12 protein-coding genes are annotated in these 14,013 nt (G+C 55.5%); 1 reads left to right on the forward strand and 11 read right to left on the reverse strand.

Features of this window, described 5'->3' with window-relative positions; genetic code table 11:
* Positions 1-14: 14 nt before the first annotated feature.
* From K2184_RS13855 to K2184_RS13900, 10 genes are all read right to left on the reverse strand, one after another.
* Positions 15-341 carry a hypothetical protein gene (locus K2184_RS13855; protein ID WP_163524604.1) on the reverse strand — a complete coding sequence of 109 codons (327 nt, stop codon included), beginning with the start codon at positions 339-341 and terminating at the stop codon, positions 15-17.
* A 796-nt stretch (positions 342-1,137) separates the two neighbouring features.
* The gene (locus K2184_RS13860; RefSeq protein ID WP_004099503.1) at positions 1,138-2,523 is read right to left on the reverse strand and encodes an MFS transporter; all 1,386 of its coding nucleotides are present in this window, start codon (positions 2,521-2,523) and stop codon (positions 1,138-1,140) included.
* Between the two features lie 156 nt (positions 2,524-2,679).
* Positions 2,680-3,858 (reverse strand): Gfo/Idh/MocA family protein, encoded by a 1,179-nt coding sequence (locus K2184_RS13865; RefSeq protein WP_004111004.1) that lies wholly within the window; start codon positions 3,856-3,858, stop codon positions 2,680-2,682.
* A 90-nt stretch (positions 3,859-3,948) separates the two neighbouring features.
* Positions 3,949-5,349 (reverse strand): MFS transporter, encoded by a 1,401-nt coding sequence (locus tag K2184_RS13870; RefSeq protein WP_023329370.1) that lies wholly within the window; start codon positions 5,347-5,349, stop codon positions 3,949-3,951.
* Positions 5,350-5,754: 405 nt separating this feature from the next.
* Positions 5,755-7,119: an MFS transporter gene (locus tag K2184_RS13875; RefSeq protein WP_004099507.1), complete on the reverse strand. Its 1,365-nt coding sequence runs from the start codon at positions 7,117-7,119 to the stop codon at positions 5,755-5,757.
* 10 nt (positions 7,120-7,129) lie between these two features.
* Positions 7,130-7,948 carry a sugar phosphate isomerase/epimerase family protein gene (locus K2184_RS13880; protein ID WP_004099508.1) on the reverse strand — a complete coding sequence of 273 codons (819 nt, stop codon included), beginning with the start codon at positions 7,946-7,948 and terminating at the stop codon, positions 7,130-7,132.
* A 64-nt stretch (positions 7,949-8,012) separates the two neighbouring features.
* Positions 8,013-9,716, reverse strand: a complete 1,704-nt coding sequence (locus K2184_RS13885; protein ID WP_163524606.1) for an FAD-dependent oxidoreductase — start codon at positions 9,714-9,716, stop codon at positions 8,013-8,015.
* A 10-nt stretch (positions 9,717-9,726) separates the two neighbouring features.
* The gene (locus tag K2184_RS13890) at positions 9,727-10,047 is read right to left on the reverse strand and encodes an NIPSNAP family protein (RefSeq protein ID WP_163524608.1); all 321 of its coding nucleotides are present in this window, start codon (positions 10,045-10,047) and stop codon (positions 9,727-9,729) included.
* A complete protein-coding gene (locus tag K2184_RS13895) occupies positions 10,037-11,737 on the reverse strand; it encodes an FAD-dependent oxidoreductase (RefSeq protein WP_163524610.1) in 1,701 nt (566 codons plus the stop codon). Before K2184_RS13895 ends, K2184_RS13890 begins: the two co-directional genes overlap by 11 nt.
* Positions 11,734-12,555: a shikimate dehydrogenase family protein gene (locus K2184_RS13900; protein WP_017146498.1), complete on the reverse strand. Its 822-nt coding sequence runs from the start codon at positions 12,553-12,555 to the stop codon at positions 11,734-11,736. The genes K2184_RS13895 and K2184_RS13900 overlap by 4 nt, the downstream gene beginning before the upstream one ends.
* Positions 12,556-12,708: 153 nt before the next feature.
* On the opposite strand from K2184_RS13900, the gene K2184_RS13905 reads away from it, so the two are divergent.
* Positions 12,709-13,467, forward strand: coding sequence for an IclR family transcriptional regulator domain-containing protein (locus tag K2184_RS13905; protein WP_004099518.1), 759 nt, complete (start codon positions 12,709-12,711; stop codon positions 13,465-13,467).
* A gap of 53 nt (positions 13,468-13,520) precedes the next feature.
* Here K2184_RS13905 and K2184_RS13910 read toward each other — a convergent pair whose 3' ends face one another.
* Positions 13,521-13,853 (reverse strand): hypothetical protein, encoded by a 333-nt coding sequence (locus K2184_RS13910; protein ID WP_004099519.1) that lies wholly within the window; start codon positions 13,851-13,853, stop codon positions 13,521-13,523.
* Positions 13,854-14,013 lie beyond the last annotated feature (160 nt).

Below are 14,013 nucleotides of genomic sequence, written 5' to 3' on the forward strand. Positions count from 1 at the left end.
ACTGGCTTGGTTTTTTATTTCTGTAAAGAAGAAACTACGTCGCCCCAGTTCGTCGCTGCATCATAGACGAAGTTTGACCAGATACCTGATTTTTCATACATCATTGAATTCAGGTGATCTGCCAGAATGCTACCAATACTGGATGGGCAGCCACTCAGCAAGTTGCTAAGCATATCCAGAGAGGTTTCCAGCGCCGTTTTGGCAATGGTAAGGGAGCCATCAAAGCCGACTTTCATCAGTCCAAGTGCGGATTGAATAGTGAAATCAACCAGGGCACAAGGTAGGTCAAAGAGGCCAGCACCCGAGATATTTTCCATTTCATATTGTGTTAATTCTTTCATTTTTTATTCCTGTGCTATTACTATTTATAATTACTTAGTTGCGGGCAAGCTGAGTACACCCTCGTAAATATTAACCAGGGCTTTGTTTTGATAATAGTGAATATTTAAATGAACCGGTAATTCATTATGAATAGTTAACGTGATGATAAATTCGTGCTTCTAATAAAAATTCCGAATAATTGCGTTTTTTATAATTGATTGATTTTATATTTTATGGATATGGGTTTACTACCAATCTTTTATCTCTCTTACTGAAAGTAATGGCTATGTGGCATTTTTAGAACGTAATTTTTAAATTTTATGCTGCGGGTATTATGAATTCACATAGTGATGTTAGATTGTTTTATGTGAATGGCCCTATACTGCTATCCATAAAAATAAGCTATCTATAATTCACCGTCGCTTTCTTCGTTCTAATATAGATAATCCCTCAGGCAGTTCATGTTTGTCCTTTACCTATTTCAAAAAAGTTGTTTTTGATGTTTATCACCAGGTCAGAACAGCTGCACGGTGATAATCCCAGAGACTGAGCGGCGCTGCTATCCTCCCGGTGCGTTTATTGCGAAGCATCTCATGCCGCTTTCTGCTTGTCTGCCTGGGCTCAGCCCTCTTATGGGGAGGTGAAGTGGGGATTTGAAACGTAGCGTTAGCTTAAAGAAGATGAGAGGGATAACGCTAAACCAACGCTTAAAGCGGCGAAGATAATTGGGAGGGGAGACCGTCACGCAAGCTTTCGCCAGTACGCAGCAGGGACATCATACCTGCCACGTACCATGTCCCTGGCTGCTTAACCACTTTACGCGGGAACGGTCTGAACTGCCCCCTGCTTAATCACCTGCTCAATCTCAAAGCGGTTAGTCACCTTACTGTCGATTTTGATATACACCGAACGTTCGTTGTTAACTACCAGTACCTCTTTAACTCCTGCTTGAGCCTGTAGCCGTTGCTGTAGCATTTCATCCGCCACCACGTCGGCAGGGATCTCGACCCGCAGGCTACTAACGTAAGGCGGTTCGCTCATGGTGCTGGCCACCAGTAACCACAGCATTGCCAGCAGGGCGCCAAGCAGGAAAACGGTTTGTGAATCAAAAAAGCCGTCTACCCAGCCGCCTAGCGAACCGCCAATCGCGACTCCAAGAAACTGGCTGGTAGAGTAAATCCCCATCGCTGTTCCTTTGTAGCCGGCAGGTGATTCTTTACTGATTAACGAAGGCAGTAACGCTTCGAGCAGGTTAAACGCGAGGAAAAATAGCTGAACGCCGGCAACCAGTTCCCAGAAATAGCCTCCCGCTCCCCAAAGTACGATCTCGGCGATCAGTAAAATGGCAACGCAGAGCAGAAAAACGCGCTTCATTTTGCGCTTTACTTCGGCGTAAATAATAAACGGCACCACGGCAACAAAAGAGACCAGCATGGTGACCAGATAGATTTTCCAGTGCTCAGCTGCGGGAAAACCGGCAGCTTCCAACTGACCCGGCAGGGCAACAAAGGTGGACATCAGCATAATATGCAGGCACATAATGCCGAAATTGAGCTTCAGTAGTTTTGGCTCGGCAAGCACTTTGCTAAAGCAGCCTTTCACCATACCGGATTCACGGTTAAGCACGTGATTATGGCTATTTGGCACAACCCACAGCGTAAGCAGAATCCCGAGCATCGCCAGAGCGGCAATCATCCAGAATAAGGCGTGCAGGCCTAACTGGTGGGTGATAATAGGTCCGAGGACCATGGCGATGGCGAAGGTAATACCAAAGCTGACGCCGATAAACGCCATGGCTTTAGTGCGATTCTGTTCGCGGGTTAAGTCGGAAAGCAGCGCCATTACCGCTGCGGCAATCGCTCCGGAGCCTTGCAGCGCGCGGCCAAGAATAATGCCCCAGATCGATTCGGAAAGCGCGGCGATAATGCTGCCGAGAACGAAGATTAACAAGCCGCCGACGATAAGCGGTTTACGGCCAATGCGATCGGAGAGGAGGCCAAAAGGAACCTGGAATATTGCCTGCGCCAGTCCATAGATGCCTATAGCCAGGCCAATAAGGGCTTCACTTGCGCCCTGGAGCGCCATGCCATAAGTGGTCAGAACCGGCAGGACCATAAACATGCCGAGCATGCGCAGAGAGAAAACGGTCCCCAGACCCCAGGTTGCGCGCAGTTCGCCTGGCGTCATTTTGTTATCGTTCATTACCACCTCAATCTAAAAACTGCGCCTAGTGTAGTGGGGGGAGCCAGAAGCGTAAATAGATGTTTGTTTAACAGATATTACTGCTGTGTTGCACGATGAGGTGAGGGCGGTAGACAAAAAGAAACCAGCGGAGCGGGCTCCGCCGGCTAGCGGAGATTATTGGCAGTTAAAATCAACCCATTGGCCGCCTGCATCGGCGGATTTGACGCATTGCTCAACCCAGTAGACCCCGTGGAGCCCGGCTTCGACGTCCGGATACCAGAAGTTATCCAGAAACGCCTGGTCACGGCGATCCATTGCATCGATAGCGATGGCGTAACGGCGGTAAAGGTTAGCCCATGCCTCAAACAGCCCTTCCGGGTGGCCGCCGCCGATGCGGTCGTCTGCCAGCGCCTGCGGACTTAAATAGGGCATTCCACGTTCAAGAACGCGCGCGGGTTCGCCCTGCACCTCATAGCTGAGCTGATTTGGACGCTCATCCCACCACTCAAGGCTGGCTTTCTCGCCAATGACGCGGACTTTTTGTGAGTGCATAGCGCCGCTGTTGACTGCGCTGGTCCACAGTGAACCGACGGCGCCATTATTATATTCCATCAGCACGAAGGCGTTATCTTCCAGCGGCGCGCGCGATTTGACGAAGCTCTGACGTGCGCACATCAGCCGGGTTATATTCAGATTTGGCACCATGGTTTCCGCAATAAATAGCGGGTGAGTCGCCAGATCCCCCAGCACGTAGCTAGGGCCGGCATATTTGGGCGTTACCCGCCAGCGGGTAGATTCAGCCTGCAGTTCAACGGCTTCATTATGAAAACCGTGGGCAAACTGCATATTGATAATGCGGATCTCCCCAAGCATACCCTCCGCGATCATCTGCCGCGCCTGCTGAATCATCTGGTGCCCGGCGTAGCCGTAGGTAACGCCGATTATTTTGTTCTGCTTTTTGCTCAGCGCCAGCAGCTCGCGGGCCTCGGCGGCGGTAAAGCACAGCGGTTTTTCACAGATAACGTGCAGCCCCGCTTCCAGCGCTGCTTTGGTGATCGCGAAATGGGTATTGTTCGGCGTAGTGACCGAAACGGCTTCAATGCCGTCAGGGCGTTTGGCTTCCTCTGCAAATAGCGTTTGATAGTCGGCGTAGCAGCGCTCGGGGGCGATTCCGAGTTGCTCGCCAAATTGACGGCCGCGTTCGGCATCAATATCGAGCGCGCCGGCCAGCAGGGTAAAGACATTGTCGCGCAGTGCTGCACAGCGGTGGCTGTAGCCAATCTGGCTGGTGCCGCCGCCGCCGACCATTCCCCAGCGCAGGGAGCGAGATAAGGGTTTCATGCCGTTTAACATGATGATGCACTCCTCTAAAGAGAGACTTCGGATTTCAGATGTTCTTCTGGATAGCCCGCACCCGGAGAGGCGCGGGCCAGGTTTCGGGCTTTACATTTCTCCACGCGCTTCGCGCTCTTTCAGCTCTTGCATAATCTGTGGGTACTGTTTATCCAGCCGATAAAACAGCAGGGTGATGATGACCACAATCCACAGGAAGAATGAGCCGTAGAGATAAACGTTATTAATCATGTCGATAGCGCTTTGCGGTTGAACGCCGGATCCACTGCTGGAACTGACGTAGCCCGAGAGGCTTAACAGGCCGGAGATAACCGCGGCGGCAATGCCTGCGCCGAGCTTCGTACCGACAGACCCCGCAGAGAAGATCATTCCCTCCTGGCGGACGCGCGTTTTCCACTGGCCGTATTCGACGGCGTCACCGCAGAAGCCGAATAGCACGGCATTCAGCGGCGCGAAGCCGATACCGCGAATAATGGCGTTGGCCAGCGCCCAGTGGTAGTCGTCAGAATTAAACATAAACAGCACCTGGCCTATGGTCGCCAGCACAATGCCGCAAAGGGCCACGTTGCGTTTACCGTATTTTCGAATGGGGATGGAACTCAGGAAGGTGAAAATAATGATGCAGGCGGTTTCGGCCACGAAAATGGAGCTGTAGAAGGTATCGTCGCCTAGCACGTAGCGGCAGTAGTAAGGTAGCGCGATACCAACCACGGTGTAATAAACGCTCTGGGCTGTCCAGAGGATCGCGCTGGCCCAGAAGTACTGGTTACGGAAGAGGGCAGAAAGCTGCGTTTTTACCGCTACGTTTCCCTGCTTTTCCCGCGCTTTGATAACCACTTTTTCTTCACATTTGTAGAAGCAAAACAGCAGTAACAGCAGCGCCAGAAAAGCCCAGATGGCCATGGTTTTAATCCATGCTGCCTGATCGTCGCCGAAATATTTCACCAGCGGCAATGTACAAGCCACGGCGAGAATGCGGCCAAATGGCGACATCGACATGCGGGTGATGCTAAGCATATCCCTTTCCCAGGAGGTCCGGGTCATCATCGCGGAGAGGCTGCCATAGGGGAGGTTGATCGCGGTGTAGCACACGGTGGTACAGAAGTTATAGGCTACCAGCAGGTAGAGAAACTGCAGCGTTCCGGTGGTTTGGGGCACGGTAAAGAGCAGAATCGCCGATACGGCGTAGGGGGCGCTCATCCACAGCAGCCAGGGGCGTGATTTTCCCCAGCGAGAGTTTGTGCGCTCAACCATCAGACCCATAATGACATCGGAAACACCGTCAAACAGACGTGAGATCAGCATTACCAGACCGACCGTGGCGATACTGATGCCGACATAATCCGTATAGAAAAGCGTTAAAACTGTGCCGATCATGCCGAAAACGACGTTACAGGCGGTATCGCCTCCACCATAGGCTATCCGGGTCGTCCAGGTTAACTTATCGCCGCGTGATGCTACGGGAGAAATAAGGATCTGCTGTTCACTCATGGTCTATTCCTTTGTCGGGGGGACAAGTAAGGACCTCAGCGCCAGTTCCACCGGCACTACCTTATCCTGATGTCAGCCAGAACATAAGGAAATGTTTGTTTCGTTTCAATGGTTATATGAAATTTAACTTCTGTATATGAGAGGCGGATCGAAAAATAGAAAAGATTGTGCGTCCGATGTGGATCGGGGAATCATCAAGTCATTCTGATTAATAAGGTTATTTGCTGCCTTTTTTGACGCTCATTGATTCATCTTGTATATGCAATTTGTGATTTTGAGTGCTGATTTTGTGAAGTGAATCGATAAGGCATCAGGTTTTTATTTTTCATTATTAATTAAATTGAAATTAATTTTTCTTTTTTTTGTGGTCGGGCATGCTGCAGCATGCCCGACTGATTAACGCATTTAACCGGTATTGCCGAACGCGGCGGTGGAGGAGGTGGATTTTGGCGCCGAATCAGCCGCGAAAATTCCTTTGGCCGCGAGCCCGGCGACGGTGATCGCGGCGGGGATGCCAAGGATCAGAAAAACGCTTTCGAAGCTTATATTCAGCGCCAGCATCTCAGCTCCGGCAAAAGCGCTGAGGATGGCGCCCATGCGGCCCACGCCGTGCATCCAGCTGGAACCTGTAGCCCGCGCTTCGGTAGGATAGTAGCGGGCGGAAAGCGCATTCATACCGGTATTGGCGCCGTTTAAACAGGCTCCGCTGATAAACGCCAGCAGGCAGATGAGCGCAAAGCTTGCCGCTGCATATCCCATTGCCATCGTAAACAGGCCGCCAACGGCGTAAATCATTCCGAGCGCCCGATGCGGATTAATCCGGTCCATCAACCAGCCCGCAAACAGCGAGCCAATGGTTCCTCCCGCCTGGTACATTGCGGTCATCACCGCCGCCTGGCCAACCGTTAATCCCACCTCTTTCACCAGCGTCGGTAACCAGCTACCGAGAAGATAGACCAGAAAGAGCCCCATAAAATAGACCAGCCAGAGCATCATCGAACCGAAGCGATACTGGCGGGAGAGAACGATGCGCATCGCATTTGCCTGCACGGGCTGGGCTGGGAGAGTGAACTCGGCATCATCGGCGATTTGGCCCGGATAGAGGCGCTGCAAAATCAGCCGAATACGTCGGGCTGGCGCGCGCTTAACCACCAGAAAACGCACCGATTCCGGTAACAGCCAGATCAGGAGCGGCGCGAACAGCAGCGGGAGGATGCCGCCGAGCAGCATCAGCGAGTGCCAGCCAAACTTCGGGATTAGCCATGAGGCGGAGAATCCTCCCGCCGCGGCGCCAAAGGTGAAGCCGCAAAAAATAATCGTAATCAGAAACGAGCGCTGACGCTCAGGCGCATACTCCGACACCAGAGTGCCGATATTCGGCATGGCGGCGCCTAATCCGAGCCCGGTCAGAAAACGAAAAAGCACCATCTGTTCGATGTTTTGCGAAAGGGCGGTGGCAATGGTCCAGAAGCCGAAGAAGAAGACGCTATTGATGATGATTTTTTTCCGCCCCAGCCAGTCGGCGAGCGGCCCGGAGAATATAGCGCCCAGCGCAAGGCCTATCAGCGCGGCGCTGATGACAAAACCGAGTTCATGGTTGCTTACTCCCCATTCCTGCTTCAGCGTCGGGGCGATAAATCCCATGATGGCGATATCAAAGCCGTCCAGCGCAATCACGCAGAAGCCTAAAAACACCACCAGTTTTTGAAAGCGGCTGAGCGGATTGGCGTTGATTAACTCCCTGACGTCCAGGCGTTGAGTCTGTGTCATGGGATGCTCCTTATGCGCAAGGGCGCAGGTAGGACTGCGCGGCGTTAAACAGCAACTGAGCGCGAGTGAGCGCCGGCAGCGCGCCGCGTTCGCCGCTTAGCGGAACCTCGATAGAAACCGGCAGCGTCGCCGGAAGCGCCGCCATCAGTCCATGCAGATCGAGCCCGCCTTCGCCGGGCACCTTACGCGCGGCGCGGGCCTGGTAAATCAGCTCCTGTTCATCTGCGGGGATCTGCGGCGAGGCATCGCAAAGCTGCATATAGTTGAGGCAGTTTTTCGGCAGCGCGGCGAGCGTAGACAGCGACTCGCCTGAGCGCCAGAAATGAATCGCGTCGATCAAAATACCGATATCCTGGCGGCCGCTGGCGGCGATAAGCGCCTGGGCTTCGGCGATGGTGCGCAGCTGTGTCCAGGGCATGGGCTCCAGGTTCATGGTTAAACCATACTCCTGGCCAGCTTCGGCAAGCCGGGCCAGATTTTCCGCGCTGCGAGCGCGGTTGTCATCATTTCCGGCGACTAAAACCTGTCTGGCGCCCAGACGCGCGGCGGTATGGAGAAAGAGCTGCAAACGAGCGTCCAGCGAAAAATCTGGCGTCAGGCGGACTATCTCAACGTCCGAGACGCGAATACCGGTTTCCATCAGCGCTGCCAGGGTATCGCGGACAGCGGCAGTATCGCCCAGCATGCCATAGTCAGGGTCGGTCGCCGTGGCGGGAAGCAGGCGCAGGCCGACGTGAGTAAATCCGGTTTGGGCCGCGATCCGCACCTGTTGCGGTGGCGGGACGTCGAGTAGGGTAAGCGCGGCGAGTGACAGGGTTCGCATGTTCATAAAGGACTCCAGTACAGTTGCAGGTGATTGTTGTTATGCGTATTGCCGTCCCTGGTAAAATGCTTTACTGCGTTGCTTTATTAATGTTTTCTGCCAGTTTTTTACCGACCATGTAGCCAAAGGTCATGGCCGGACCAAGCGTGATACCGCCGCTGGGATAGAATCCCCGCATCACGCTCGACATATCGTTGCCGATGGCGTAAAGGCCCTGAATCGGCTGCTGCTGCGCGTTGAGAACGCGCGCATTCTCATCGGTAAGTAAACCGCTGAAGGAGCCCAGCGAACCGGGCAGAATGCGTACCGCATAAAAAGGCGCGCGGCTGAGTTTCCCAAGCGTAGGGTGAGGGGAACGGCTGGCGTCCCCCTGCGCGCGGTTGTATGCCGACGCGCCGCGCTGATAATCCTTATCCTCTCCCTGGTCTACAAAACCGTTAAAACGGGCGATCGTTTCCGCCAGCTGCTGCGAATCGATAGCGCATGCTTTCGCCAGCGCTTCCAGCGTCTCGCCGACGTACAGATAGCCGGTGCGTCGCCAGGACTCCGGGGCAAAAGGAAAAGGGCGGGCATGGCCTAACCCATAGCGCCGAAGCGCACGGCTATCGCCAATCAGCCACGCCTGTGGCGCTTCGCCAGGCGGCGTGGCCTCCAGCAGCGCGGCGATAAAATCGTGGTAGGAATCAGCTTCATTGGTAAAGCGTTTACCGTTGGGCAGTACGGCAACAAAGCCGGGCTTGGCGCGCTCAACCAGATGTGGGAAGACCAGCTGCAGACCGCTGGCCTGCGTCACGCGCGATACGGGCGCCCAGGCCATCGCATGCCTGAGCGTGGTATCAAACTGGCCGCCGACCGTTTCGCCAAGGCGGATGCCCTCCCCCTGATTACCCGGAGGCGCGGCGGAGAAGTGGCCATAGCCGCTGGCGGCGTGCGGCACGTTTTCGGCCAGGCGCTGTCTGTCGTGAGGAAAGCCGCCGCAGGCGAGGATCACCGCACCGGCCCGAACCTCTATCCGGCCGTCGTCGCTGCGTAATATCGCGCCCTTTACTCCGTTCCCGGATGCGAGCAGCCGTTCAACCGGCGCATTAAGCTGAAAAGTCACTCCTGCATCCAGCGCCGAGCGCAGCAGCCGGGCAACCAAAGCGTTGCCGTTAACCAGATACTGTCCGCGTCCGGCGCGCAGCCGCTGCCAGCCGTGGCGCAGCAGGCGACGGCTGGCATACAGCGCCGATCGCGGAGAGCGAGTGGCGTTGAAAAAGTGTGCCATATCCGTGCCGCCGGCAATGCCCATCCCCGCGAGGCTGATAGTCTCCAGAGGCGGGCGCAGGCGATGCAGCCAGTCGCCGAGCAGCCGCCCATCGAAAGGCTGCGCCGTGACCGAGCGCCCTCCGGCGGCCGATCCCGGCGAATGATGAAAATCGGGCATTTTGCTGCCGGAAAGAAACTGCACGGCAGTATGGCGGCGGAAAAAGTCTATCATCTCCGGTCCGTGCCGTAAGTAGGCAAGCAGGCGCGCATCGGCGGGTTCACCGTTCATTTCATGCTGCAAATAAACCAGCGGTGCGTTGGGCTCTTCCTTAATCCCCTCTTCACGCGCCAGCGGATTATGCGGGATCCACAGCCAGCCGCCGGACCAGGCGCTGGTGCCGCCAATCACCGACTCTTTCTCCGCAACCAGCACGCTGGCGCCGCCAATGGCGGCAGTGACGGCGGCGGAGAGCCCCGCCGCGCCGGAGCCGACCACCAGAACATCCACGTTCATCTGCCCGCTCATAACCGACTCCTTATTGCAGCGGTGAAAAATCAGTAGGGCGCAGAAGAACCGACTCCAGGCGCTCAACGGCGGCCAGTTCGCGGTTCTTGCGTGAAAACGTCAGCCAGCGTTCGTCCTGCGCCATGCGCGCCCGACGCACCAGGCGATCGTCCAGGCTTTCATAGGCCCAGATATGCACCACTTGATTAACCACCCCAATTTCAGTAAAGAAAAAGCCGATGAGTTTGCCGAGATATTCGGTTTGTACGGCGTAAGCATCGCTTTTATATAACGCCAGCCAGTCTGCCATTTTCAGCGGATTAATGGTGTAGGTACGTTTTTCATAGATCATAATTTTCTCCTGTTGAGAGTGCGTGTTGTTGCGCCATATGGCTGGCTGAGAGATAGCCGAAGGTGAGCGCCGGGCCGAGAGTAATGCCTGGACCGGGATAGGTGCCTGCCATAATCGAATCCATATCGTTACCGACGGCATAGAGTCCTTTAATGGGGCGCCCCTGCTGGTTAATGACCTGAGCATTGGCGGTAGTGACCAAGCCGCGCGAGGTGCCGAGATCGCCGGTATAGAGGGTAATGGCGTAAAACGGCGGGCTGCTCAGCGGAGCGTTACAGGCGTTTGGCCGATGGCCGGGATCGCCCATCGCGCGGTTATAGCTGTTGCCGCCTTTGGCGAACTCCGGGTCGTGGCCCTGGGCGGCATCGCGGTTATAGCGTGCCACCGTTTCTGCCAACGTCTGCGGGTCCAGCCCGAGCTGTTGCGCCAGTTCCGCCAGCGTTTCGGCCTGGTGCAGATAGTCCGCCTTCACCAGCGCGTCGTTATTCACCGGAGCAGGGCGCGCAAGGCCCAGGCCATAGCGCTTCATGGCCAGAGCGTCACAAATCAGGAAGCAGGGGGCGTTTTCTGCCCGGCTTTGCATGGCGCTGGCGAAATGGTGATAAGAATTTGATTCATTCACGAAGCGAACCGCTCGCTGGTTAACGGCAATGATGCCGGGTTTCGCGCGGTCGGTGACCAGGTGAGGGAAGCGCTCTTGCGTGCCGTCGGGACGCCGTAGAACCGAGACCGGCGCCCAGAAAAAGTTAGACGGCAGATCGGCGCCTTCGCGGGCATTGACCGCGGCGGCAAGGCGCAGCGCGGCGCCGTCGTTGGCGGCGGGCGACATGGTGTAGTGCTCGCGAGTAGCAGGGCGATAGCGTTCAGCCAGTTTGCCTGCGGCAAAACCTCCCGCCGCCAGCACCACGCCGCAGCGGGCTTCGAGGAGCTGTGGCTGCCCATCGTTCTCGATTTCCACGCCGGTTATTTCGCCATTGCGTTCGCTTAGCGAAAGCACATTCACGTTGAGCCTGAGCTGCATTCCTTTGCGAAAGGCGAGCGTCGCCATGCGCGCTATCAGCGCGTTACCCATCGCCAGCCGTGTTCCTCGAGGGTATTTGAGCCGATCGCGGCCGTAGCGCAGCAGCAGCTTGCCGCAGTGGGTGATAGAGCGCAGGGAGCGGCGCAGATCGAGAAAGTGCTGGATATCGACCCGATTAACCATCATTCCGCCAAATAGCAGCATCCCCGGCGGAGGAGAACGGAGATCGCGGAAATATTCGCCCAGCTTGCGCCCGTCAAACTCCACCACCTCCAGCGCCCGGCCGACGTCGACGGCACCGGGTTCATCCGGGTAATAATCCGGAGAAAGCGGACGCAGGCTATATTTCACCGCCCCCTCTTTTTCAAGAAACGCCAGCGCCTCGCGTCCCGAAGAGATAAAAGCTTCGATCAGATCCTGACGATAGTTGGGCTCGCCGATGATGGTCCGCAGATAGGTTTTGATTGCCTGCTGACTATCGTCTGTAGTCATTGTTCGCGCCTGATCGCTATCGTGGATCCATACCGCGCCGCCGGAAATGGCGGAGGTGCCGCCAAACTGCGGTGCTTTTTCCAGCATCAGCACCGACAGTCCTTTACAGCAGGCGGTCACCGCCGCGGCAAAGCCTGCTGCGCCGCTGCCGATAACGATGACATCCCAGCTTTTCATGCTGCCGCTCCTTGTTCCTGCGGAATGGCGCCAATGAACTGCCCCATGAGTTTCATCTGCGCCAGCGCCATCTCCGGCCCGGTCTGGATAGTGCAGCCGCGATCGCGGGCGAAGGCCAGAAGCGGGGTGACGATCGGCGCGGTTACCACGTCAGCGACATGCGTTGCTGCGGGAAGGGTTTCCAGCAGCGCCTGCGGCAGCGGTAAAGAAGCGAAACCGGTCATTCCCGCCGGAGAGCCATTCACCACTAAATCCAGACCAGTAAGGGTAGCGGGCAGGTCGCTGAGCTGAACGTGGGGAAAATGGGCTGCCAGTCGGTTATGCAGTTGCTGAAGAGTAGCGGGATTCTGGTCATGCAGGGCCAGCTGAAGGATGCCCGCTTCGCATAATCCCCAGGCAATTGCGCTGCCGACGCCGCCGCAGCCGGAGAGCAGCGCCTTTTTACCCGCGGCATTAAATCCATGCGCCTCTGCGGCAAGCTGGAAGCCGACGCCATCCAGCATATCGCCTTGCAAACGGCCATCGGCCAGCTTACGGATGACATTGACGGCATTCAGGTGTCGGGCTCGCGGCGTTAACTCATCAACCAGGGCAGCGGCACGCTGTTTATGCGGAACGGTAACCAGCACGCCGCTCATATTGTGCCAGCCGCGTAGCGTATTGAGATAATCAGCAACGGCATGCGGAGCGATATCCACCGGGATCATGACGCTATCCATCTGTCGTTCGGCAAAGTAGCGGTTGAAGTTCTCCGGCGATTTAACCTGGGTAATCGGGTGGCCGATAACGGCGACGACCTGAGTGAATCCACTGACCATTTCCAACCTCATTTTGTTAAATGAATGTTGTGAAAGTATTTCAGCGGAAGCTGAGAGCGACAACGCAGAATTCGGCCATACTGGTTGTTAATCGCACCACCACTGCGATAATCGCGCTAAACTGATCATATTGTTGCGAAAGTGTGAACAGCTATGCAAAACCAGATTCATTCCCGCGATCTAATCGTCGGCCTGCAAAAGGGGCTGGCGCTGATCCAGCTATTTTCGAAAGAGTTTCCACGTCTCACGGTGCCGCAGGCGGCGAAAATGAGCGGTCTGACGCCTAGCGCCGCACGCCGTTTTTTCCTCACGCTGCTGCATGAGCGCTATCTGCAGACCGACGGACGTCACTACTGGCTGACGCCCAAAGCGTTAAGGCTGGGGCAGGCGTATGTGGATTCGGCGCAGTTTCCGCGGATGGTGCGACCGATCGTGGAGTACATCGCCAGCCGAACGGAAGAGCATGCTTCGGTAGGTGTGATTGATGACGATGAGCTGGTTTATATCGCCCGCAGCAAGCATACGCCGTTTAACTCGACTTCAGTGCGTCTGGGAGAAAGGGTGCCGATTTACTGTACCGCCGGAGGGCGGCTCTGGCTGGCTTCGCTGGCGGAAGATGAATGTGAAACCGTTTTGCAGCGGATCCGCCGCGAACAGCGCACGCCCTATACGGTAACGGACGTAGCGGCTTTAATGGAAAAGATCGCTCAGGTGCGTCGGCAGGGCTATGCCGCGATTGAGCAGGAGTTTGAAATTGGCATGCTGGTGCTGGCGGTGCCGCTGTCCGACAGGGAAGGGCTCTACTGGGGGGCGCTGAGCTTAACCAGCCATCAGTCGAGAACCTCGCTGGAGGCGCTGTGTCGCGATCATCTGGATTTACTCTATAGCGCCCAGGCGATGCTGGTGGGCTAACCCGCGTCGCAGCGCGGAGTAGAAATGGGCAGGCTGATAGCCTGCCCGCATAATTACGCTTTCGCGACGTCGATAAAGCTGTTCCAGTCGGAACCTGCGTTGTTAACGAAGGTTGACCAGCTGTTAGAGGCCGTATTAACGAAGCCATTCCAGTTATCCAGACCTGCGGAGACAAAAGCGTTCCAGTCCACTTGACCGCTGAGGAATTTGCCAAACTGTACCGTGCTATCGATCACGAAGTTAGCGAAGGCTGCGCCGGAGGTCGCGACAAAAGAGCTGAAACCAACTCCCGAGTTGACCACGAAATTGGTAAAGCTCGTGGCAGCATCGACGAGGTTGAAACCACCGGAAACGCATTCCATTTCGCAAATATTTAATTCTTTCATTTTTTATTCCCTTATTGGACATATTGTAAATTGCGAGCTACTTGCTCGAGCGAAAGGCTAACACCATGGGAAAGAGAGAAACCAGATGCCAGGCTGAGGGATATGCTTATTTTTCTATCAATTTTTAATGAATCTAATACATATGATGTACATCATTCAC

Origin of the sequence: Klebsiella sp. K5-306 (assembly GCF_051835185.1) — a bacterium.
Classification (GTDB): Bacteria; Pseudomonadota; Gammaproteobacteria; order Enterobacterales; family Enterobacteriaceae; genus Klebsiella; species Klebsiella oxytoca.